Origin of the sequence: Rhodococcus opacus, from assembly GCF_012396235.1 — a bacterium.
In the GTDB taxonomy this organism is placed as follows: Bacteria; Actinomycetota; Actinomycetes; order Mycobacteriales; family Mycobacteriaceae; genus Rhodococcus_F; species Rhodococcus_F opacus.
Genome location: NZ_JAAXPA010000015.1, coordinates 147,328 through 170,084, shown reverse-complemented (window position 1 = coordinate 170,084; position 22,757 = coordinate 147,328). Strand labels below are relative to the sequence as shown.

At 67.6% G+C, this 22,757-nt stretch carries 22 protein-coding genes; 11 read left to right on the top strand and 11 right to left on the bottom strand.

What is annotated here, in order from left to right:
* Positions 1–2: 2 nt before the first annotated feature.
* The 4 genes from rplI to rpsF form a co-directional block, all read right to left on the bottom strand.
* Positions 3–458, bottom strand: a complete 456-nt coding sequence (gene rplI / locus HGB39_RS21155; protein ID WP_005249695.1) for a 50S ribosomal protein L9 — start codon at positions 456–458, stop codon at positions 3–5.
* A 17-nt stretch (positions 459–475) separates the two neighbouring features.
* A complete protein-coding gene (rpsR, locus tag HGB39_RS21150; RefSeq protein ID WP_005249686.1) occupies positions 476–718 on the bottom strand; it encodes a 30S ribosomal protein S18 in 243 nt (80 codons plus the stop codon).
* Between the two features lie 38 nt (positions 719–756).
* Complete coding sequence (locus HGB39_RS21145; RefSeq protein ID WP_005249678.1) at positions 757–1,278, bottom strand: single-stranded DNA-binding protein; 522 nt, start codon at positions 1,276–1,278, stop codon at positions 757–759.
* A gap of 65 nt (positions 1,279–1,343) precedes the next feature.
* Positions 1,344–1,631: a 30S ribosomal protein S6 gene (rpsF, locus tag HGB39_RS21140; RefSeq protein WP_005249677.1), complete on the bottom strand. Its 288-nt coding sequence runs from the start codon at positions 1,629–1,631 to the stop codon at positions 1,344–1,346.
* 161 nt (positions 1,632–1,792) lie between these two features.
* Between rpsF and HGB39_RS21135 the strand changes: the two genes are divergently transcribed.
* The 3 genes from HGB39_RS21135 to HGB39_RS21125 all read left to right on the top strand — a co-directional run bounded on the left by HGB39_RS21135 (position 1,793) and on the right by HGB39_RS21125 (position 4,018).
* Positions 1,793–2,014: a hypervirulence associated TUDOR domain-containing protein gene (locus tag HGB39_RS21135; protein ID WP_157792784.1), complete on the top strand. Its 222-nt coding sequence runs from the start codon at positions 1,793–1,795 to the stop codon at positions 2,012–2,014.
* 61 nt (positions 2,015–2,075) lie between these two features.
* Positions 2,076–3,437 (top strand): glycosyltransferase family protein, encoded by a 1,362-nt coding sequence (locus HGB39_RS21130; protein WP_054248796.1) that lies wholly within the window; start codon positions 2,076–2,078, stop codon positions 3,435–3,437.
* Positions 3,434–4,018, top strand: coding sequence for a GNAT family N-acetyltransferase (locus tag HGB39_RS21125; protein ID WP_005572931.1), 585 nt, complete (start codon positions 3,434–3,436; stop codon positions 4,016–4,018). The genes HGB39_RS21130 and HGB39_RS21125 overlap by 4 nt, the downstream gene beginning before the upstream one ends.
* Before the next feature lie 14 nt (positions 4,019–4,032).
* On the opposite strand, the gene HGB39_RS21120 is transcribed toward HGB39_RS21125, so the two are convergent.
* Both HGB39_RS21120 and HGB39_RS21115 read right to left on the bottom strand, forming a co-directional pair.
* On the bottom strand, positions 4,033–4,977 hold the full coding sequence (locus HGB39_RS21120) for an alpha/beta hydrolase (RefSeq protein WP_005572932.1): 945 nt from the start codon (positions 4,975–4,977) through the stop codon (positions 4,033–4,035).
* 35 nt (positions 4,978–5,012) lie between these two features.
* Positions 5,013–6,659: a flavin-containing monooxygenase gene (locus HGB39_RS21115; protein ID WP_005572933.1), complete on the bottom strand. Its 1,647-nt coding sequence runs from the start codon at positions 6,657–6,659 to the stop codon at positions 5,013–5,015.
* A 220-nt stretch (positions 6,660–6,879) separates the two neighbouring features.
* Between HGB39_RS21115 and HGB39_RS21110 the strand changes: the two genes are divergently transcribed.
* Together HGB39_RS21110 and HGB39_RS21105 are read left to right on the top strand one after the other, a co-directional pair.
* The gene (locus HGB39_RS21110; RefSeq protein WP_005264433.1) at positions 6,880–9,174 is read left to right on the top strand and encodes an ATP-binding protein; all 2,295 of its coding nucleotides are present in this window, start codon (positions 6,880–6,882) and stop codon (positions 9,172–9,174) included.
* A gap of 111 nt (positions 9,175–9,285) precedes the next feature.
* Positions 9,286–9,573 (top strand): CD225/dispanin family protein, encoded by a 288-nt coding sequence (locus tag HGB39_RS21105; protein WP_005569407.1) that lies wholly within the window; start codon positions 9,286–9,288, stop codon positions 9,571–9,573.
* On the opposite strand, the gene HGB39_RS21100 is transcribed toward HGB39_RS21105, so the two are convergent.
* The 3 genes from HGB39_RS21100 to HGB39_RS21090 all read right to left on the bottom strand — a co-directional run bounded on the left by HGB39_RS21100 (position 9,570) and on the right by HGB39_RS21090 (position 14,313).
* Positions 9,570–11,189 carry a glycosyltransferase family 87 protein gene (locus tag HGB39_RS21100; protein ID WP_005569406.1) on the bottom strand — a complete coding sequence of 540 codons (1,620 nt, stop codon included), beginning with the start codon at positions 11,187–11,189 and terminating at the stop codon, positions 9,570–9,572. The two genes, HGB39_RS21105 and HGB39_RS21100, sit on opposite strands and share 4 nt — an antisense overlap.
* Positions 11,190–11,211: 22 nt before the next feature.
* Positions 11,212–13,482 carry a transglycosylase domain-containing protein gene (locus HGB39_RS21095; protein WP_082320714.1) on the bottom strand — a complete coding sequence of 757 codons (2,271 nt, stop codon included), beginning with the start codon at positions 13,480–13,482 and terminating at the stop codon, positions 11,212–11,214.
* A 399-nt stretch (positions 13,483–13,881) separates the two neighbouring features.
* Positions 13,882–14,313, bottom strand: a complete 432-nt coding sequence (locus HGB39_RS21090) for a DUF5318 domain-containing protein (protein WP_029539769.1) — start codon at positions 14,311–14,313, stop codon at positions 13,882–13,884.
* Positions 14,314–14,401: 88 nt separating this feature from the next.
* Here HGB39_RS21090 and HGB39_RS21085 point away from each other — a divergent pair, with 88 nt between their 5' ends.
* The 6 genes from HGB39_RS21085 (at position 14,402) to HGB39_RS21060 (ending at position 20,186) form a co-directional block, all read left to right on the top strand.
* Positions 14,402–15,256 carry a DUF1707 SHOCT-like domain-containing protein gene (locus HGB39_RS21085; RefSeq protein ID WP_043791148.1) on the top strand — a complete coding sequence of 285 codons (855 nt, stop codon included), beginning with the start codon at positions 14,402–14,404 and terminating at the stop codon, positions 15,254–15,256.
* Positions 15,257–15,271: 15 nt separating this feature from the next.
* Positions 15,272–16,096 (top strand): DUF1707 SHOCT-like domain-containing protein, encoded by an 825-nt coding sequence (locus HGB39_RS21080; protein ID WP_005264439.1) that lies wholly within the window; start codon positions 15,272–15,274, stop codon positions 16,094–16,096.
* A 7-nt stretch (positions 16,097–16,103) separates the two neighbouring features.
* Positions 16,104–16,895 carry a DUF1707 SHOCT-like domain-containing protein gene (locus HGB39_RS21075; protein WP_005573354.1) on the top strand — a complete coding sequence of 264 codons (792 nt, stop codon included), beginning with the start codon at positions 16,104–16,106 and terminating at the stop codon, positions 16,893–16,895.
* A 247-nt stretch (positions 16,896–17,142) separates the two neighbouring features.
* Positions 17,143–17,700: a PadR family transcriptional regulator gene (locus tag HGB39_RS21070; RefSeq protein ID WP_005264441.1), complete on the top strand. Its 558-nt coding sequence runs from the start codon at positions 17,143–17,145 to the stop codon at positions 17,698–17,700.
* Complete coding sequence (locus HGB39_RS21065) at positions 17,693–18,775, top strand: inositol-3-phosphate synthase (RefSeq protein ID WP_005264442.1); 1,083 nt, start codon at positions 17,693–17,695, stop codon at positions 18,773–18,775. Before HGB39_RS21070 ends, HGB39_RS21065 begins: the two co-directional genes overlap by 8 nt.
* 160 nt (positions 18,776–18,935) lie before the next feature.
* A complete protein-coding gene (locus tag HGB39_RS21060) occupies positions 18,936–20,186 on the top strand; it encodes a T3SS (YopN, CesT) and YbjN peptide-binding chaperone 1 (protein ID WP_005264443.1) in 1,251 nt (416 codons plus the stop codon).
* Here HGB39_RS21060 and HGB39_RS21055 read toward each other — a convergent pair.
* Positions 20,183–22,402, bottom strand: a complete 2,220-nt coding sequence (locus HGB39_RS21055; RefSeq protein ID WP_043791772.1) for a transglycosylase domain-containing protein — start codon at positions 22,400–22,402, stop codon at positions 20,183–20,185. The genes HGB39_RS21060 and HGB39_RS21055 overlap by 4 nt on opposite strands.
* Positions 22,403–22,534: 132 nt before the next feature.
* Complete coding sequence (locus HGB39_RS21050; protein WP_043791782.1) at positions 22,535–22,726, bottom strand: hypothetical protein; 192 nt, start codon at positions 22,724–22,726, stop codon at positions 22,535–22,537.
* Positions 22,727–22,757: the final 31 nt, after the last annotated feature.

The following is a 22,757-nucleotide window of genomic DNA, read 5'->3' as shown; positions in this document are numbered from 1 at the left end:
GACTAGGCGCCGACGACGTTCAGGTGGAACTTCGCAACCACGTCGGGGTGCAGGTTCACGACGATGGCGTGCTTGCCGGTCGCCTTGATGTGAGCCTTCGGCAGCTCCAGGCTGCGCTTGTCGACGACGGGTCCACCGGCGGCCTTGATGGCACCGGCGACGTCGGCGGCGGTAACCGAACCGAAGAGCTTGCCCGAGTCACCGGCGGTCTTGACCGACAGCGAGACGTTCTCGAGGCCTTCGATGGCGTCCTTGAGCTCCTTGGCGTGGTCGAGTCCGCGCACGGCGCGGGCTTCCTGCGCACGACGGATGCCTTCGACCTGCTTCTCGGCGCCACGGGTGGCGACGATGGCCAGGCCGCGGGGCAGCAGGTAGTTGCGGCCGTAGCCGTCCTTGACCTCGACGGTGTCGCCAGGCGCACCGAGGTTGTCCACGTCAGCGGTGAGGATGAGCTTCATGTCTTTCCTCCCTTTCCTTAGCGAGCCACGGTGGCGTAAGGCAGCAACGCCACCTCACGTGAGTTCTTGACGGCAATGGCAACGTCGCGCTGGTGCTGGACGCAGTTGCCGGTGACACGGCGCGCGCGGATCTTGCCGCGGTCGCTGACGTACTTACGCAGAAGCGTCGTGTCCTTGTAGTTGATCTGCGTGTTCTTCTCTTTGCAGAAGATGCAGATCTTCTTCTTCATTACCTTGTCGCGCAAGGGCGGCTTCGGCATTAGTTTGCTCTTTTCTGGATGTTCCGATCAGGTACGGATCAGAACGGGGGTTCGTCGCTCCCGCCACCAGAGCCTCCGAAGGAGCCGGACGCCTGCGGCGCACTGCCCCACGGATCATCTCCGCCGGTGTTGGATTGCGGACGTCCGCCGCCCGATCCGCCGGAGGAACCGAAGCCACCGCCGCTGCCGCCACCACGGTTGGCCTTGTTGACCTTGGCCGTGGCGTACCTCAGCGAGGGGCCGATCTCGTCGACCTCGAGCTCGACGACAGTGCGCTTTTCACCTTCACGAGTTTCGTACGAACGCTGCTTGAGCCGGCCGCTCACGATCACTCGCGAGCCACGGGTCAAGCTCTCCGCGACGTTCTCGGCTGCCTCGCGCCAGATGTTGCAACGCAGAAACAGCGCTTCGCCGTCTTTCCATTCATTGGTCTGACGGTCGAAGGTGCGGGGCGTGGACGCGACAGTGAAGTTCGCGACCGCGGCACCCGCGGGGGTGAATCGGAGCTCCGGATCAGCCGTCAAGTTTCCGATGACGGTGATGACGGTGTCGCCTGCCATATGGTTCCTCCTGCAGAATGTGGAGTTCGGTTGGGCACGAGCCTAGGGCTGGTGACCGACAGAAATCACTTGTTGTGGCGCAGAACCTTCGTACGCAGCACCGACTCGTTCAGACCGAGCTGACGGTCGAGCTCTGCGACGGTGGCGGGAGTAGCGCTGATGTCGATCACCGCGTAGATGCCTTCGCTGTGCTTCAGGATCTCGTAGGCGAGACGACGCTTACCCCAGACATCGACCTTGTCGATCTTGCCGCCGTCCTGGCGAACAACATTGAGGAACGTATCCAGCGAAGGAGCAACAGTGCGCTCGTCCAGGCTGGGGTCAAGGATGACCATCAATTCGTAATGACGCATAAGACCTCATCACCTCCTATGGACTAGTGAAAACGGCCACGGACTGTCCGTGGCAGGAGGGTCGTTGCGTCAGCAACCTTTGCAGGTTACACGACGAGCCCCTGACCAGCGAAATCAGGCCGACCGGTGTGACGCCGGGAACCGCGGGGTACGCCGACACGATGGCAGAAGAGAAGAAATTCCGACAGGGCGACGAGGTGGAGTGGAAGACCCACGGCACCACCACGTCGGGGACGGTCGAGGAGAAGATCACCGAGGACACCGAGGCGGCAGGCCGCACGGTGCGGGCGTCCGAGGACGACCCGCAGTACCGCGTCGTCAGCGACAAGAGCGGGCGGGACGCCGTCCACAAACCCGACGCCCTGCGCCGGCCGAGCGACTGACGTCCGCACCCGCGGCGTTTCCGCTTCGCACGCGGAGGCCCGCGCACCCTAATGTGGATTCATGCATATCGGAGCTCGGCAGCGGTCGCCGATCACGGCGCTCGTCGTCGGGTTGGCGGGCCTCTCCATGCTCGCCGGCTACCTGCAGAAGGCGCGGTGCGCCGGGGCGCCGTTCGACGGCGTCGGGCGAAGCCTGATCTTCGACCGCATCAAGGACACACAGGTCTGCTACTCCGACATCCAGTTCCTGTGGCTCGGACGCGACGTCAACCTGCACGTCTTTCCGTACGTCACCGGGGGAATCAACGCCGACGGCATCCTCACCGGCGGCACCGTGGAGTACCCGGTGCTGAGCGGTGTGCTGATGTGGCTCGGCGGCATCGGTTCACACACCGACGCCGACTTCCTGCTGCACTCGGCGCTGATCCTCGCTCCGTTCGGCCTGCTCACGGCGTGGATGCTGGGACGGCTGGCCGGCTGGTGGGCGCTGCTGTGGTCGGCCACTCCGCCGCTGGTGCTGTACGCCTTCCACAACTGGGAACTGCCGGTGGTCGCGACGTCGGTGGCCGCGATCTTCGTCATGACACTCGAACGGGTCCCGCTCCGCGCCCGGGCCGTCCTCGCGGCGGTGCTCCTCGCCGTCGGGTTCTGCCTGAAGGTGTATCCGGGTGCGTTCGTGCTGCCGCTGATCGCCTACGTCCTCACCCGGGACGGCATCGCCGGGCGGCGCTACGACGTGCGCGGCGCGGTGATGGTCGCGGTGGCCGCGATCACCACCGTCGTGGCGGTGAACCTGCCGTTCGCCCTCATCTCCTACAGCGGATGGCGGGCGTCGTTCACGTTCCAGGAGAACCGTCAGGCCGACCTCACGACCAACTCCATCTGGTACTGGGGCCTGCGGCCGCTGTTCGGTCCGGTCGCCGACGACGTCCCGCTCCCCGCGTACGACCAGACGGTGAGCCTGCTGTCGCCACTCCTCGTCTGCGCCGCGTTCGCGATCGCCCTGCGGCTCGGCTGGCTGCGGTTCCAACGCGACGGCGTCTACCCGTGGATCGCGGTCAGCGCCGCCATGCTCTGCGGATTCCTGCTGCTGCACAAGGTGCATTCGCCGCAGTACACGTTGTGGCTCATCCCGTTCTTCGTCCTGCTGCGCGTCCCGTGGGGGCTCGTCGCGGCATATCTGGTGGCCGACCTGTCGATGGGGATCGGCGTCTTCAAATACTTCGGCGCCCTCGCCGCCCAGACCGACGCGTCGACGTTCGAGGTTCTGGTGAAGTTCGGGGTGTGGGGCCGCGCGGGACTGCTGGTGGTGCTGTTCTTCGTGTTCCTGCGCGCCGCCCAACGGCATCCGCCCGTCCGTGGGCGCACCGGTCCCGAATCCGGCAGGCGGCCGGTGCTGAAATCTCCCGAGCCGGTGCGATGAGCGAATCCTGGTTCGCGCACCCCACGCTGACCGGACGGCACGTACGACTCGAACCACTGGGCGAGGACCACGTCGACGGCCTGCTGGACGCCGTCGACGACCCCCGCATCTTCCACTGGACGTCCGCAGCGATCGCCGACCGCGACGACGCGGTGGCGTTCGTCCGCACCGCCGACGAGGATCCGACCCGCCTCGCGTACGCGCAGATCGACATCACCACCGAGAGGATCGTCGGCTCGACGTCGCTGTATCTGATCGACCCGAAGAACCGCAGCCTCGCGATCGGGCACACCTGGTTGTCCCGTTCCGCGCAGGGCACGCTCATCAATCCGGAGGCGAAACTGCTGTTGCTGCGGCGGGCGTTCGAAGACCTCGGCGCGGTCCGCGTCGAATGGCACACCGACGAACGCAACGCCCACTCCCGCGGCGCCATCGCGAAACTGGGGGCCGAGTTCGAAGGAATCCTGCGCAAGCATCGGCGTCGCCGCGACGGGACCTGGCGCAACACCGCACTGTTCTCGATGATCGACGAGGAGTGGCCACGTGTCTGCCCCCGACTCGAGGCACGAGTCGAGGGCTGACACGGTCGGTCACGTCACGCGACGGGCGCGGTGGCCGTCACCCTCTTCACGAACTCGACGACCGCCGAGCGCATCTCGGCACTGCGCGGAACCGCCCCGGACATCCAGAACGCGCCGTGAATCAGCCCGTCGAAGCGGATCGCCTCGGTGTCGACCCCGGCCTGTCGCAACGACTCGGCGTACGCCTCCGCCTCGTCGCGGGCCACCTCGTTCTCGGTGGTGAGCACGAGGGCCGGCGGCAACCCCTCGAGGCCGGCGGCGCGACTCGGTACCGCATACGGATGTTCCGCGTCCTCGGGCGAGGAGAGGTAGTTGCTCCAGAACCAGTCGAGGTCCCCGTCGCCGATCACGTAGCCCTCGGCGAACTCCTGCCGGGACGGGAGGTCGGCGTTCGGATCGATCACCGGGTAGATCAGCACCTGTCCCCGCAGGCGCGGCCCGTCCTCGTCCCGGGCCCGCAGCGCGGTGACGGCGGCCAGGTTGCCGCCGGCGCTGTCGCCCATGACGACGACGTTGCCGGCGTCACCGCCGTAGCTTCCGACGTGGTCGGCCACCCACTGCAGGGCAGCGGACGCGTCGTCGGCGGCGGCCGGGAACCGGTGTTCCGGTGCGCGGCGGTACGTCGCGGCGACGACGATCGCGCCGGCGCCGTTCGCGACCGCGCGGGCCGGTTCGTCGATGACATCGAGGTCACCGGCGACGAACCCACCGCCGTGGAAGTACAGGACTACTGGGTGCGGAGCCTCGCCCTCCGGCACGTAGACCCGCAGCGCGATCTGCGCTCCGCCGCTCTCGTAGTGTGCGTCCGCCACCCGGGCGACGGGTTCGGGCGGCGCCTGCAGTCCGGCGAACGTCGCCACGACCGCCCGCACCTCCTCCACGGTGCTGTGCTCGAAAGCCTTCAGCCCCTGCGCTTGTAATCCGGCGATCAGGTCTGCTGCGTGTGCGTCGAGTGCCATGTCGGTCTCCTTCGTCGGGGTTCGGGGTTCGGGGTTCAGGACACGGTGGAGGCCACGCGGGCCTCCGCCCGGGTGAGCGCGAAACCGGAGTAACCGCCGGCCACCACCTCTGCGCACGTCGCCCGATAGGTGGGGGCTCCGCCGAGGTAGACCATGCAGGCACGAGGCTTGCCGGGAATGTTCGCGCCCATGTACCAGGAGTTCGTCTCCGGCAGCAGGGTTTGGTTGGCGATGTCGTTCGTCAAAGCACCCCAATCGCTTTCGGCCTGCACGGTGGGCTCGATGACGTCGAGGTCGCGGCGGTCCAGGTAGTCGATCGCGTCGGTCGCGAAGTCGACGTGGTCCTCGATGGCGAGGGGCATGTTGTAGAGCACCGACGGCGACTGCGGTCCGGTGATGAGGAACAGGTTCGGGAACTCGTTGACCATGATGCCGAGGTAGGTCTTGGGACCGTGCTCCCACTTCTGCGCCAGCGGTAGCCCACCGCGACCGCGGATGTCCATGGCCATCAACGGTCCGGTCATCGCGTCGAACCCGGTTGCGAGCACGATGGTGTCGACCTCGTAGACGCGGTCACCGACCCGGACCCCGGTTTCGGTGATCTCGTCGATCGGGGTGGACTTGACGTCGACGACGCTCACCGAGTCGCGGTTGAACGCCTCGTAGTAGTTGGTCTCGAGCGGGGGACGCTTGGTGCCGTACGCATAGCCCGTCGGCGCCAGCGTCGCGGCCTTCTCCGGATCCTGCACCCGCTCGCGGATCCGATCCCGGATGTAGTCGGCGATCGTGTCGTTGGCCTTCTTGTCGAACAGGATGTCCTGGTAGGAGTCGATGAACAACCGGAACCCGCCGGCGTTCCAGCGCGCGTCGAAGGTGCGGCGGCGCTCCTCGGCGTCGACGGCGAGCGCGGACGGCTGCACCTGGTCGAACGGGACCCCGAGGAAGTGGTTGCGGGCGGCATCGCGCACCGCACCGTAGTTCGCCTTGACGCCGGCCATCTCGTCCGGGTCGATCGGACCGTTGCCGAGGGGGGTCGCGAAGTTGGGGGTGCGCTGAAAGACCACCAGTTCGGCCGCGTCCTCGGCAATGAACGGGATGGCCTGGATGCCGCTGGCCCCGGTCCCGATCACGGCCACCCGCTTGCCGGTGAAGTCGGCGCCCTCACGCGGCCAGTTGCCGGTGAGCAGCACCTCCCCGCGGAAGTTGTCGATGCCGCCGAACTCCGGCGTCTTCGGCACGGACAGGTTGCCCGCCCCCGAGATGAAGTACCGGCTACGCACGACGGCGCCGTCGTCGGTGCGGACCGTCCACACCGAGTTCTCGTCGTCCCAATGCACGCCGACCACGCGGGTGTCGAACGTGATGTCTCTACGCAGGTCGAAGCGGTCGGCGACGTGTTCGAGGTAGCGGAGGATCTCCGGCTGTCCGGCGAACTTCTCACTCCACTGCCATTCCTGCTGCAGATCCTCGTCGAACGAGTACGAGTAGTGAACGCTCTCGATGTCGCAGCGGGCACCGGGGTACCGGTTCCAGAACCAGGTGCCGCCCACGTCCGAGCCGGCCTCGAACACCCGCGTCGACAGCTTCATCGTGTCGCGCAACTTGCGCAGCGCGTAGAGGCCGGCGAATCCGGCACCCACGACGACGACATCGACGTCGGCGGAAGAAAGGGTCTTTGACATGGTGTTGAGCTCCTCGAGGCGATGGGTTCCGGCTGGAGTCGAGCGGGCAACCGGGGTATGCCAACGACAATGACCCACGTCACATCACCCCCACACCGGGTAAATCACCCCCTCGGTTACCTGTGTTGTCCGTCACATCCAGTGGGGGTAGGTTCGTGCCACCTGGCCAACCGGACACGGGAGAGATCCACTGACTCACTCGAGAGAACTCACGAGGTCGATGACCAGCTTCGTCGGCCGGCGCCGCGAGATCGAGGAAGCCCGCGCACGACTGCAACAGTCCCGGCTCGTGTCGCTGCTCGGTGCCGGCGGCGTGGGCAAGACACGGCTGGCCGAGGAACTCGCGGTCCGCTCCGCGCGCGCCTTCCGCGACTCCGTCCGGTGGATCGACCTCGCGCCCGTCCGCGATCCCGCCGCGCTGCCCTCCGCGGCCGCGGCCGCCCTCGGCGTCACCGACCAGTCGAGCCGTGCGGTGATGGACAAGGTGATCGACCAGCTGCAGTCCCGGCACCTGCTGATCGTCCTCGACAACTGCGAGCACCTACTGTCCGCGGCAAGCGAATTCGTCGGTGCCGTCCTCGCCTCGGCGCCGGAGGTCCGGATCCTCACCACGAGTCGCGAACCGCTCGGGATCGCCGGCGAATTCACGTACGTCCTTCCACCGCTGAACACTCCGGGTGACATCGAGGACTGCCGCGCCGCGGACATCGCCCCGTTCGAATCGGTGTCGTTGCTCGTGGAACGCGCGCAGGGCGTGGTCGCCGACTTCCGCCTCACCGACGCGAACGCCCCCGCCGTCGCGCAGCTGTGCAATCAGCTCGACGGGATCCCGCTCGCGATCGAACTCGCCGCGGCCCGGCTGCGGTCGCTGTCCGCGTCGCAGCTCGTCGAACGCCTCGACCAGCGTTTCGCGCTCCTCACCGGTGGCGACCGGGCGGCGATGCCCCGGCAGCAGACGCTGCGCGCCCTCATCGACTGGAGTTACGAACTGTGCTCGGACACCGAGCGGCTGCTGTGGTCCCGGCTCGCCGTGTTCCCCGGAAGCTTCGATCTCGAAGCCGCGGAGGCGATCAGTGGGTTCGGCGCGCTGACGGACACGCCGGTCATCGACGTTCTCGATCGGCTGGTCGGAAAATGTCTTGTCACCGTGGACCGTTCGACCGAGCGACTCCGCTACTCGCAGCTGATGACGGTACGGGAGTACGGGCACGAGCTCCTCGAGCTGAGCGGGGAGCACGACGAGCTGTACCGGCGACATCTCGAGCACTATTCGGAGCGCGCCCGCCGGTCGTCGCTCGACTGGTGCGGGCCAGGACAATCCGAGATCCTCGCGGGACTGCGGATCGACCACCCCAATCTCGTGGCTGCCCTTGACTGGGCCCTGCACGACGACTCACAGCGGGCGGCGGCCGCGGAACTGGCCGTCGCCCTGCGGTACCACTGGATCGCAGGCGGCAACCTGTCCGACGGGCGGATTCGGCTCGAACGGATACTGCTACGGCTCACCGAACCCACCCGGGAGCGGGGCGACGTGCTGTGGGTGACCGCGTGGACCGCACTTATCCAGGGCGACCGCGACGCCGCGCGCGAACACCTCGACGAATGCACGGCGATCGCGACCGCGCTCGGTGACGAACGACTGCGCGCGCACGCCGACCACTGGGCGGGGATCCACGCCGTGTTCTCCGGCCATCCCGACGACGCCATCCGGCTGTTCCGTGACGCCATCGCCGTCCACCGCGCCGTCGGCGACACTGCCTCGGTGCTGACCGCGTCGTTCGAGATGGGCATGGCGCAGACCTACGACGGCCGGCTCGACGATGCCCTCGAGACGTGCCGTGACGTGATCGCGGTGGCGGATGCGCACGGTGAGAAGTGGAACAAGGCCTACGCCCTGTGGGTTTCGAGCGTCGCGTATTTCCACCTTGGCCGGAGCGACGACGCCGTCGATGCCGCCCAGCAAGCGCTGCGGATCCAACGCGACTTCAAGGACAAGATCTGCACGGCCCTGTCGATCGAGGTGCTGTCGTGGGTGGCCACGTCGAGCGGCGACGCGAACGCGGCGGCGAGGCTGTGCGGAGCCGCGAAAGGTGTGTGGCATCGGCTCGGCACGTCCGTCGCGGCGTTCGGCCCGCACATCACCGACGATTCGCTGTCGTCGGAGCGCGACGCTGCCCGCATCGTGGGACCCGACGAGTTCGCCCAACTCGCAACGCCTGCGGTCCGGCTCACGATCGAGGAGGCCGTCGATCTCGCGCTGGGAACCCCCACCGAGCACAGGGCGCCACCCCGCGCCGAGGCGTCGCCGCTCACCAAACGGGAACAGGAGATCGCCGGCCTGCTCGCCCAGGGCCTCAGCAATCGGCAGATAGCCGAGTCGTTGGTGATCTCGCGGCGCACCGTCGACGGACACGTCGAGCACATCTTCGACAAGCTGGCCGTCAGCTCCCGCACCCAGGTGGCGGCGTGGGTCGCGGCCCGGGCACATCCACCCGTAGTGGAGACCGGCCGATAGCCGGGACGTAACCGCCGACAGCGCGAAAGGCCCTGCACAGTCGGGAATCTCGACGGTCTATACTCCACCTCGTCGCCCACGGTCGTGGGCTCCACCACGGGGAGGCAACGCATGACGTCGCAGCAGCAGGACACCTCGGCGGACCTCGGCGGACCGCTGGCACCGCCGCCCGCCAGCAGTCTGCCGCTCGCCATTCTTGCGATCATCGCGTTCGTGCCGTTCGGCGTCGTCGCACTGCTGCGCTCGCTCACGGTCCACCGACTGTGGGAGCGGGGCGAGTACGACCTTTCGGTGCGCGCCGCCGCCGACGCCCGTCAGTGGTCGATCCGCGCGCTCGCCCTCGGTCTGTCGATCGCGGTGTTCGCGGTCGGGGCGGCTCTGGTGCTGTCGAAGCCCTAACCGGTCGCCGGCGAAACGCTGTGAGCGGGAGCCGCTTCTACCGGCTGCCGCGGCCGTAGCCAGGCGGGCAGCCACCGTGGCTGTGCATCGGTCGCCTGATCGAGCACGCCGCCCGCCGGATCGTCGATGAAGCCGTACCGCACGAGGTCCTCGTCGGGCCGGTAGATCTGGCGGATGACGAGCGCGCAGATGACCACGACCGCGACGTCGCGGACCACCACCGCGGCGGTGAACCACTGCTCGGGGAGTCCCTTGTTGGACACGCCGAGGTAGTAGAGCATCCGTGGCACCCACACCAGCGCGTCGATCGTCATCCAGGCCAGCAGGATCCGCCGGTGCGGGAACGCGAGCACGGCCAGCGGCACCAGCCACAGCGAATATTGCGGGCTCCACACCTTGTTGGTGAGGAGGAAACCCGCGACCAGCAGGAAACACAGTTGGGTCAGTCGCGGCCGTCTCGGTGCCGTCAGCGCGATGTACCCGATCCCGACGCACACGACGGCGAACAGCAGGAACGACACGGCGTTGAGCACGGTGGGCACCTGACCGGCCGACAGGATGCCGTCGAATCCGGTCCAGCCGGTGAACGACGAGATCACGTTGTAGACGGAGTCCGGGTCTGCGCCGCGTTCGGAGTTGAGCCGGAAGAATTCGGCCCAGCCGCGTGGGAACAGTAGGGCGATGGGCAGATTGACCGCCAGCCACGCGCCGATACCGGTCAGTGCCGTCACCGACCACTCGCGGACCTTGCCCGTGCGCAGGCACAGCACCAGCAGAGGTCCGAGGAGCAGCAGCGGATACAGCTTGGCGGCACCACCGAGCCCGAGCAGGATCCCGGCGAGCACCGGACGTTTCCGCGACCACGCCAGCAGCCCACCCGCCGCGAAAGCCGTTGCGAGGGGATCGAAATTCGTGAATGCGTGCACGATCACCAGCGGGGAACCGGCGATCAGCGCGGCGTCCCAGATGCGGCGTCCGGCCAGCCGCGCACTCGCCCAGACGGTGACCAGCCACGCCAGCGCCAGACCGAGCGCGACGACGTTGAAATAGATCGCGACCTGCAGCGCACCGGGCAGCCAGTGCACCGCATCCCACGACTTCGCGATCGTCATCGCACCGTACTGGTAGAGCCCGGAGATCACCGGGTACTCCATGTAGCGGCGCTGAATCTGGCCGTTGCCGGCGTCTTCCTCCCACCACTTCTTGTAGGGGAAGGCGCCCTCGTTCAACCGTTCCGCCCCGTACAGGGGCACCGTGTCCGAATAGCACATGGCGACGTACTGCCGGCTGCCACTCCAGTCGAGCCCGAGCGCGCCGTTCTCACCGACCGGCGCCTGCTGGATGCACGGCGCCTTCGCGAACCAGCCGAGCGCGAGAAACACGATCGCCAGCAACAGAATGGCGCGCATCGGCGTGAAGAACCGGCTGCGCCCGACGACCGCATGCCGTCCGACCGGACCGCCGATCACCCCGGAGAGGTCGGCGGTCAGCGGGTCGGTGCGCCCGGGAAGGTCCCGCCAATCCGCGGAACGCCGATCCTTAGCCAGCGGCGCGGGCGAGACGAATCCCGTCTCGCCCGCGTCGCGGACGGCGTGCGCGTCAGGGTTGTCGGCCACTCCGCGAGGTTACCGGTCGCCGTTAACGGGCCGGAACCTGCTGCTGGCCGTTGCCGGCGTTCGGCGGCGTCGTCGTCTCCGGTTCAGCCGGAACCGCCGGGGCCGCCGTGGTCGGCCTCGGGGCCAGTCCCGGAATCGGAATGGTGATCCCGGGCAGGATCTCCACCGGCGACGGTGTCACGACCACCGGCGGCACGAGCTCCGTCGGCAGCTGGAACGTGCTCGTCGGCGGCGCCGACGTCTTGGTCGGTGCCGGCGCCGAATAGGCCGGGATACCCGACTGGCCACCGATCGCACCCGGCTTCGGGAACTTCTCGACGTCGGTGCCCTCGAGGGCGCCGTCCATCGTGTCCTTCCAGATGTCGGAAGGCAGACCGGAACCGTAGATCATGGCGCCGCTGCTGTTCTCCAGCGCCTGACCGTCGGTGGTGCCCACCCAGACCGCCGTGGACAGCGACGGGGTGTACCCGACCATCCAGGCGTCCTTGTTCTTTCCGGTGTCACCGAGCTGCGCGGTACCGGTCTTGGCGGCCGACGGGCGTCCGCCTGCCAGGTTGTGGCCGCGCGAGTACCCGGCGATGGGTTCCATCGCCGACGTCACGTTGTCGGCGACGTCCTTGTCGATGCGGTCCTCACCGGTGTCGCCGCCGCGGTCGAGCAGCACCGTTCCGTCCGCGCTCACGACCTTCTGCACGAAGTGCGGGGCGTGGTACGTACCCGAGGCGGCCAGCGTGGCATACGACGACGCCATGTCGAGAACCCGCGACTGGTACTGGCCGAGCACGATGCCGTTGTTCGGACCGCTGCCGTCCGGCTCGGTCAGCGACGGCCCGACGCCGGGGATCTCCTTCGGGATGCCCGCCTTGTGGGCCATGTCGGCGATCGCCTGCGGTCCACCGTCGAGTTCGAGTTCCTGACGGTAGAAGCTGGTGTTCAGCGACCGCTTCAGCGCCTCGGCGATGGTGCAGGTGCCGCAGCCCTCGCCCTCGACGTTGCTGATGGTGATGCCGTTGACCGTCAGCTCCGAGCTGTCGTACATCTGCGACAGCGGGATGCCCTGATCCAGGGCCGCGGCCAGACCGAACACCTTGAACGACGAACCGGTCTGCAGTCCGGCGTTCGCGAAGTCGTAACCGCCGCCGTCCTCGCCGCCGTAGTACGCGCGCACCGCGCCGGTCTTCGGGTCTACCGACACGACACCGGTACGCAGGTTGTCCGGTTCACCCTCCATGTTGGAGCGCGCCGAATCCACCGCCGCCGCCTGGGCGACCGGGTCGATCGTCGTGGTGATCTCGAGGCCCTCGGTGTTGAGCAGCTGTTCGCTGATCCCCGCCTCACCCAGCTCACGCAGAACCTGGTTCTTGATCAGGCCCTCCGGTCCGGAATCCTGGTTGCCGTTGTCGACCTGCGCGATCGGCACATACGGCGGGTACTGCATCACGGACCGGGCGGACTGCTCGAGCGTTCCCGCCGACACCATGCCGTCGAGCACGTAGTTCCAGCGCGCCTGCGCACCCTCCGGGTTGGTCTCCGGATCGAGTAGCGACGGCAGCTGGATCGACGACGCCAGCACCGCGCTCTCCTCGACCGTCAACTGGTCGACGGGCTTGTTGAAATACGCCTTCGACGCGGCCGCGATGCCGTATGCACCACGCCCGAAGTAGATGGTGTTCAGGTAGGCGGCGAGGATGTCGTCCTTGGACCACTCGCGGGCCATCTTCGACGAGATGACGAGTTCCTTCATCTTTCGCGTCAGCGAACGCTCGGAACCGACCATCGTCTTCTTCACGTACTGCTGCGTGATGGTCGAGCCACCGCCGGCACTGTCCTTACCCAGGACGTTGTCGCGGGCGGCACGCGCGAAACCACCGATCGAGAAGCCGGGGTTCGAGTAGAAGTCCCGGTCCTCGGCAGCGAGCACCGCGTCACGGGTGTGCTTCGGGATCTGGTCGAGCGTCACCTCGGTGCGGTTGCCCTCCGGCGGCACGACCTTGCTGAGCACCGACGTTCCATCGGACGCGTAGATCGTGGCCACCTGGTTGGTCTTGAGGTCGCCGGGCCGCGGGACGTCCTGGACGACGTACGCCGCCATGAACAGCAGGATCGGGATGATCAGACCCATCGCGACGCACGCGTACGCCGTCCGGCGAACGATCTTCCACCGCGACTTCTTCACAGCCGTCTTCTTTCCACCCTTCGGCGGTTCGCCACCGCGGCCGCCGCCGGTCTTGCGACCGTTCGACGGCGGAGGTCCCGGCGGGCGCCCACCGGGGCCCGACTGGTTACGCGCCACCGGGGGACCGCCTGCGGGACGTCCGGGCGGCGGGCCCGGACGACGCGGCGGGGGACCCGGCGGACGGCCACCACCCTGTGGCGGCGGACCGGGACGACGAGGCGGCGGGCCGGGGGGACGGCCACCACCCTGCGGGGGCGGAGGCGGCATCCGTCGCGGCGGCGAGCCGCCCGATCGGCCCGGCGGGGGCCCACCCGCAGGCTGTCCGCCGCGGGGTGGTGGACCTCCGGGGCGTCCCTGTGGCGGGGGGCCACTCGGTCGTCTCGGTCCGTTCGGTCGATCACCCGGGGCGTTGCTGCGGGGGGAACTCACGTACAAATCTCCAGTGGTTGTGGACCGGCTTCAGTCCTGCGTTACGTCTGTGGGCACTCTTCTGCCCGCGTCCGTGTTCGGGCGTGTCTACTCGCTCGCGGTTCGACGGCTCGGAGGCCGTGGCCGTGGCGACGAACGCCTGGGCCGTTTCGGTTCGGGCACGGTACCGAGAACATAGGACTGGACCAAATGGTTCCAGCTGCATGTCCGGCACACCTCGACCACGTGAACCGAGAACTCCTCCTGAGTGGACGCGAGACGCACCAGCTCCTCGGCCGTACGAGCCGAACCCGACACCGGGCCCAACTTGTCACCGAAGACCCAGGAGACCAGAGTCAACTGCTCCTTACGGCAGATCGGGCACACCACATCACTGCCCTTGCCGTGGAACTTTGCGGCACGAAGCAGGTAGGGGCTGGCGTCACAGACCTCCGTGACACCCGTCCTGCCCGAGTAGACCTCGGCCAGGAGTGACCGGCGCTGAAGCGCATAGTCCACCACCTGCCGCTGTATCCGCACGGAGACCAGAGTACGTGCGTCGCGTCCGGAGAGAAGGGGTCGGTCGAGTGACGCTGGTCAAACACGGTTGCCGCACTACGATGCCGGTGTGGCCTCAGGACCGTCCTCGCAGACTCGCGCACGTGACCTCGATCGGGTCAACGCATGCAGCCAGCTCGACGCCGCCTACGCCGATGGACAGCTCGGCGCCGGCGAGTACCACGACCGCACCGCCCAGGCCATGTCGGCGAAGACTCTCGCCGAGCTGAACCTGCTGATCAGCGACCTGCAGCTGCCGTCGTCGATCACCGCCCAGGCACCTGTCCGGACATCGGGTGCACCCCGCCGGGCGCTGCGGATCGCGGTCGCGTGCGGGGCGGTGATCGCGGTCGGCGCGATCGGTCTCGCGGTCACCGAGCAGGACGGCCCGGATCCCGTCACCGCACCCGTCCCGGCGCAGGTCGAGAGACCGCTGGCCCAGCCGGAGGTCGAGGTGCCCGCGGTGGAACCGATCATCGTGGGCCAGGCGCAGCCACTCACCCAGGACGGGATCCACGCCCTCTTCGAGCAGTACCGGCAGAGGTTCGGCGATCTCACCGTCCACGAACTGGGGTTGTACGACGAATACGCGATCCTGTCGCGGACGGCCCCGGACGCGCCCGACAAGGTCGACCGGTACGACTTCCGCGGCGGGTTCAAGCCGTCGGGCATCCGCACGCAGCGCCTCCCCGGAACCGGTGAGGTCGACCTCGCGCAGGTAAATGTGCCGGCACTCGTCGCGCTGATCGCCGACGCACCCCGGCTGGTCGGAGTCCCCGACGGCACCATCGGGCACGTTCTCCTCGCCGACGGCGGCAAGGGGCCGACGATCAACGTGTACGTCTACGACAGGGACCAGACCGGCGGAGGCTATCTGCGGGCGACGCTCGGCGGAGACGTATGGCAGGTGAACCCCGCGAACTAGCTCTAAGATCCACCCGTGGCCAGCCGATACCCACCGAACACGCGGGCACGCGACGTCGATCGAACCAACACGTCCGCACTGCTCGACGCCGCATTCGGCGACGGCCAGATCAACGAGTCGGAACACCGCGCGATGTCCGACCTCGCCGCGGAAGCTCGCACCCTCGCCGACCTCGAGGTCCTGGTCAGCGACCTGCAGCGACCCTCAGACGCACCACCGGACGCACGTCCCCCACGCGACACCGCCAAGCACTGGTTCCCGGCCGCCGTCGCCGTCGCCGCAATCGTGGCGGCCGTCGGCGCCTTCACGCTCGTCGACAGCGACGACGCACAGGCCACCGTGACACCCGTCGCGCAGCAGGTCGATTTCGATTCCGTCGAACCGCTGGTCGTCGCGACGCCGAATCCCGTCACACCCGAGGGCATGAAGGTGTTCCTCGACCGGTACCGCGCCAAGTTCGGCGATCTGATCGTCGACGACCTCACGCTCTACGAGGGCGGCCACGCCAGCCTCGAACGTGCGCTTCCCCTCGAACCGAACCGGATGGTGAGCTACGACTACCGCGGCGGGTTCACGCCGTCGCGAACCCCGACCACCCGGAAGGTCGACACCCCCGTGTTCGACCTGTCGACGCTGAACCTCGACCGGATCGGCGGAACGGTCGTAGGCGCCCCGGTGAGCCTCAACGTCCCGGACGGAGAAGTCAGCCACATCTCGTTCGAAGCCGACGAGGACGGCCCCACCGTGTCGATCTACGTGACCAACGAGTTCAGCGAGAGCGGACACATGGAACTCGACCCGTCCGGTGCACCACTGAGCGTCTACCCCTTCGGCCGATAGGACGTAGATGCCCAGGACCACACTCGCGGGAATCCGCGCCCGCGACTCCGACCGCGCCGACGCCTGCGGGATGCTCGACGCCGCACTCGCCGACGGGCAACTGTCCGCGGAGGAACACGCCTCCCGCACTTCCACGGCGATGCGGGCGAAGACGTTCGACGAACTCGACCGCCTCATCGGGGACCTCCAGATCCCCAGCCGGCTCGCGGCGAGCCCCGTCGTGTCGCCGCGACGCCGCCGGTCGTCGCGACGGTGGGTGTACGCCGCGGTCCTCGTCGTCGCCGCGGCAGCCGTGGGCAGCATCGCCGGAGCCGTCGCGAACAGCGACCTCGGCCCGTCGAAATCGGTGCCGAACCTCACCACCGGCGCCGGGCTGCACTTCTTCCTCGACGAGTACCGCGCCGAATACGGCGACACCGTCGCCGACGAACTCGGCCTCTACCCGGCCCACGCCGTCTTCGACCGGCCGTCCTCCGGCAACGACCGGCAATCCGATTCCTATCTCTACGACGGCGAATTCGACGACTGGGGCAGCTCGTCCACCCGGTCCGACGACGAGAAGTCCTTCGACCTCGGCACCGTCGACCAGGTCGCGATCGCAGGACTCCTCGCCGGGGCACCCGAAACCCTGCGCGTCCCCGACGGCGCGGTGGAGATCGTCTCCTTCCGGTACGAACCCGGGTCCGACGACGGACCGCCGACCATCTCCATCCACGTGAAGAACGCCGCCGGCCACACCGGACACATGGTCGTCGGATTCGACGGCGAACCGTTCGACATCTACCCCTACGAGGACTGAGCGTCCGGAGTCGTTGCCCACCAGCCGCCGTCGGGTGCCGTCGGCCGCGGTTGGTCGCCCGATGTGACATTCGTTCAGTCAGACGGCACCGGTGTGACATTCGGCGACGCAGCCGGAGACCCGGACCTGGGTTGACAACCTGTGACGGCTTGTCCCGTGTATCGAGCGCGCGTATCCTCCTATATATCGATGCGATATAGTTTTGAATCGCATCACGCGGTTAGGTCGGGCGACTCAGGGGGTGGACGTGCTCGAATTGGCAATTCTCGGGCTGCTCCACGAGTCACCCATGCACGGATACGAGCTGCGCAAACGGTTGACGGGACTGCTGGGTGCATTTCGCGCCTTTTCGTACGGTTCCCTCTACCCGACGCTTCGACGCATGCAGGCAGACGGTTTGATCGCCGAGGACGCAGGCCCTCCGGGGACCGTCAAGCGTCGCGCCCGCCGCGTCTACCAGCTCACGCCGATCGGCAAGGAGCGGTTCAAGGAACTGGTCGCCGACACGGGTCCGCAGAACTACACCGATGACGGATTCGGCGTTCATCTCGCCTTCTTCAGCCGCACTCCCGCAGAGGCGCGGATGCGGATTCTCGAAGGCAGACGACGCCAGGTCGAGGAGCGCCGTGAGGCGCTTCGCGACGCGATCGGAAAAGCGAGCGGCACGCTGGATCGCTACACCAAGCAGCTCCACCAGCTCGGTCTCGAATCCAGTGAGCGTGAAGTGCGCTGGCTCAACGAGCTGATCGCCGCCGAGCAATCGACAGCAACACCTAAGAAAAAAGGAGAACCCGACCATGGGTGAGAACAGCACCGCGGTGCGCGTGGCCATTGTGGGCGTGGGGAACTGTGCCTCGTCCTTGGTTCAGGGCGTGCAGTACTACAAGGACGCCGACGAGACGGCGACCGTGCCCGGCCTCATGCACGTCAAGTTCGGCAAGTACCACGTGCGCGACGTCCAGTTCGTCGCCGCGTTCGACGTCGACGCCAAGAAGGTCGGATTCGACCTGTCCGAGGCCATCTTCGCCAGCGAGAACAACACCATCAAGATCGCCGACGTCCCGCCGGCCGACGTTCCGGTGCTGCGCGGCCCCACCCTCGACGGCATCGGCAAGTACTACGCCGAGACCATCGAGATCTCCGAGGCCGAGCCCGTCGATGTCGTCAAGGCCCTGAAGGACGCCAAGGTCGACGTGCTGGTCTCGTACCTGCCCGTGGGTTCCGAGGACGCTGACAAGTTCTACGCCCAGTGCGCCATCGACGCGGGTGTCGCGTTCGTCAACGCCCTGCCCGTGTTCATCGCCTCCGACCCCGAGTGGGCCGCGAAGTTCAAGGACGCCGGCGTCCCGATCGTCGGTGACGACATCAAGTCGCAGGTCGGCGCCACCATCACCCACCGCGTGATGGCGAAGCTCTTCGAGGACCGCGGCGTGCAGCTCGACCGCACCATGCAGCTGAACGTCGGCGGCAACATGGACTTCAAGAACATGCTCGAGCGTGATCGCCTGGAGTCGAAGAAGATCTCCAAGACGCAGGCCGTGACGTCGAACCTGACCCGCGACCTCGGTCCGGGCAACGTGCACATCGGCCCGTCGGATCACGTCGGCTGGCTCGACGACCGCAAGTGGGCGTACGTCCGCCTCGAGGGTCGCGCCTTCGGTGACGTTCCGCTGAACCTGGAGTACAAGCTCGAGGTCTGGGACTCCCCGAACTCGGCCGGCATCATCATCGACGCCGTCCGCGCAGCCAAGATCGCCAAGGACCGCGGCATCGGTGGACCCGTCTACCCGGCGTCCGCGTACCTGATGAAGTCCCCGCCGGTCCAGATGGCGGACGACAAGGCTCGTACCGAGCTCGAGGCGTTCATCATCGACGCGTAGTTCACCACGCAGCAGCATCTGAGCACATAGGTCGCTCAGCTCCCGGCGAATGCACCTTTCGTCGTCTTCACGGCGACGAAAGGTGCATTCGCCTTTGTGTTCGATTTCTTGTCAGACCCTCCCTCTACGGTGACACCCAGGATTCATCGAGGGAGGCGTGATGTCCGACAACACTTTCGATCGAGAGATCGACGACGCCTGGACCGAACTCCAGGACCGTCTGACCGGGTACGTGCACGTGATGGAGGACGACGACGAGCTGGTGCTGCAGTCGCAGTACGACAGCGTCGACGACGGTCTCGTCGAGACCGCCGCGTGCGTGCGGTTCTTCGCGTGGGCCGGCGACAAGGTGCGGTGCGAGGTGCCGTCCAACCGCTTCCTGCACCCGGCGCGGGCACTCACCGAGGAGGAACACGATCGGCTGATCGAGCTCGGCTGGAATCGCCCCGACCTGTGCGAGCACGTCGACGAGGGCAACGGTTCCGCGTCGTACTACCTCGACGCCGACCGGGAGGACGCCCACCTGCTGGCGTCGATGACGGTCACCGTGTTCCGGGAGATCTGGGACCTTCTGCATCCCTCGTTCCTGAAGGCGATCACCGGTGGCCGGGGCGAGACCCCGGAGTTCGGTACGGCCGATGTCCCGGCCCAGCTGCGCGACGGCGCCGGGCTGCGCGACCGTGTCGATGCCGCGGTCGAATCCATGCTCGAGCAGGCACCCGGCAAGGATGCGGACGGCGACATCCTCGTCTGGGTCGGCGATCTCCCCACGTATGTGCGGGTGATCGAGGAGGACGCCCGCGTCGAGGTGTTCGCCCGTGTGGTCCACACGATCAGCGATCGCACGCGCACCGCGGAGGCGCTCGCCGACCTCAACCGCCAGTGGCCCGACATCAAGTTCCTGCTCATCGTCGACAACGTGGTCGCCGTCATGCGCGTCGACGGATCACCGTTCGTCGCGGATCACCTGGTGTCGGTGTTCCGGATGTTCGAGCATTTCGTGGACACCGTCGACGACGCGTTCGCCGAAAAGCTCGGCGGCAAACTCAATTCCACACCCGGCGCCACGTCCTCGTACGCAGAGCACGAATGCGAGGACGAGTTCCCCGCCGCCCTCGTGACCCTGATCCACCTCGACTCCGAGAGCGGGCTCGACCCGGACGACGTCGCGGAGATCTGCGGACGCGACCGCGACACCATCCTCGAGTTCCTCCGGCTCTGCACCGAGCAGGAGATCGAGTGGCGCCACAACGCGGAACTCGCCCGCGAGGAAGAGCCCGAGGAGGCCGACATGTGTGAGGACGAGGCGAGTGCCTGGGCCAAGACGAAGGAAAGCCTCCGCGCCGCGCTGCGGGTTGTGGTGCTGCCGAACCGTACTCCGCCGCGCGGCGGGTTTCAGAACCTCGGCTAACCCGGCAGCGGGATGATGACGCCCGGCAGGATTTCGATCTGGGTCGGCGCCGGGACGGGTGCGGGCACCGGGGGGACGGGCGGGACCGGGACGGCCGGAGGCGGAACCTCGACGGGTGCCGGGGTGGGGGCACCGGGCGGCGGGACAACCCCGCTGGTGCCGGTTCCCGTTCCGTCGCCGCTGGTTTGACCGGTCCACGTGGGCACACCGGCTTGGCCGCCGATCGGGTCGGGCCACGGGAAGTCTTCCCAATCGGTGTCTTCGAGGGCGCCGTCCATCGTGTCTTTCCAGATGTCGGACGGCAGACCCGAACCGTAGATCAGGCCGCCCCAGCTGTTGTTGATGGCGGTGGCATCGGCCTTGCCGATCCACACCGCCGTCGCCAGCGACGGCGTGTAGCCGACCATCCAGGCGTCCTTGTTCTCGCCGGTGTCCCCGAGCTGCGCCGTGCCGGTCTTCGCCGCGGACGGGCGTCCCCCCGCCAGCGCGTGGCCCCGCGAGTACGAGGCGATGGGCATCAGTGCCTGACTGATGTTGTCGGCCACCGCGGCATCGAGCCGGCGCTCACCCGGACTGGGCGCACGGTCCAGGAGCACGACGCCGTCGGCGGTCACCACCCGCTGCACGAAGTACGGCTGGTGGTAGATGCCCGACGCCGCGAGCGTCGCGTACGCGGACGCCATGTCGATCGGCCGCGACAGGTACTGGCCGAGGACGATGCCGCCCTCGGGTTCGCCGCCGTTCTCGCTGAGCGTCTTACCCTGCACCCCGGGAATGAACTCCGGGATCCCCGCCTTGTGGGCGGCGTCGGCGATGGCCTGCGGACCGTTGTCCAGCGACATCATCAATCGGTAGAAGCTCGTGTTCAGCGACCGCTTCGTCGCCTCGGCGATGGTGCACGTGCCGCAGGACTCGCCCTCGACGTTGCCGATCTGCACGCTGCCGACGGTCAGCGGTGCACTGCTGAAGCGGGCGGAGAGGGGGATGCCCTGTTCCAGCGCCGCGGCCAGGCCGAACACCTTGAACGACGACCCCGTCTGCAGGGGCGCCTGGGCGTAGTCGAAGCCGGCGCCGTCCTCGCCGCCGTAGTACGCGCGCACACCGCCGGTGCGGGGATCGATCGACACGACGGCGGTCCGCAGCCCCGGATCCTCCCCTTCGAGGTTGTCGTGGACGGCCTCGATCGCGGACTCCTGCGCCCTCGGATCGATCGTGGTGGTGATCTGCAGTCCCTCGGTGTTGAGGGTCTGCTCGGAGATTCCCGCATCCGACAACTCGCGCAGCACCTGGTTGCGGATCAGGCCATCGGGGCCGGGCGCGGAGTTGGCGTCGGTGGGCCGGTTGGACGGGGCGGTGACCGGGAATTCGGCCGCACTGCGGTCCTGCTGACTGAGCACACTCATCGCGACCATGCCGTCGAGCACGTAGTTCCAGCGCGCCTGCAGCTGGTCGAGGTTGGCCTCGGGGTCGAGGTAGGACGGGCTCTGGATCACGGAGGCGAGCACCGCGCCCTCGGCCACCGACAGGTCGCCGACCGGCTTGTCGAAGTAGGCGCGCGACGCCGCCTCGATGCCGTACGCGCCGCGCCCGAAGTAGATGGTGTTCAGGTAGGCGGCGAGAATTTCGTCCTTGGACCACTCGCGGGCCATCTTGGTGGAGATCACGAGTTCGCGCATCTTGCGGTACACGTTGCGGTCCGCGCCGACCAGCACGTTCTTGACGTACTGCTGCGTGATCGTCGACCCGCCGCCCGCGCTTTCCTTGCCGAGGACGTTGTCGCGGGCGGCACGCATGAACCCGGTGACGGAGAAGCCGGGGTTGGAGTAGAAGTTGCGGTCCTCCGCCGACAGGACGGCGTCGCGGACGTGTTGGGGAATGGCGTCGAGCGCGATCTCGGTGCGGTTGCCCTCCGGCGGGATCACCTTGGTCAGCTCGGTGGTGCCGTCGGCGGCGAAGACGGTGGCCACCTGATTGGTCTTCATGTCCGAGGGGCGCGGGACCTCGGCGCGGACGTAACTGACCAGGAACCCGACGAGCGGGACGACCAGCAGCAACGCGATCACAACCAGGCTGACCCGGCGGACCGTGCGCCACCGGTTGCGTTTCTTCTTCCCGTCCGGTGGTGGAGTGGTCGTGTCAGCCGAACCGTCGTCCACGGGCGGTGTGCCCCCCGGATCGGAGGCATGGTTGCCCGTCGCGTCGTTGCCAGAACTCACTTCCACACTCCCGGTCAGTTATCCGGTCACGGAGGATCATCGCACCCACCCGTACGTATGTTATGTGAATGGCCTCGAGTGTGACGCGCGCCGCGCTAACGCTCAGCAAATATCCATACCGACCGTACTGTTTCAGCGCACCCGATTCCGGGCGACGACCGCCAGCCCCGACAGCACCAGGCATCCGAGCAACACCAGCGCAGGGGTGACGCCGGGGTCGCCGCGGACGACCTCGACGACCGCGGCGATGAACGCCATCACCGTGAAGAACCCGAGGATGCCGATCAGAACCTCGAGCCGCTGCCGCTTCGCCACCGGATGCATGACCGACACCTTTCCCCTCGCCCCGCTCGAC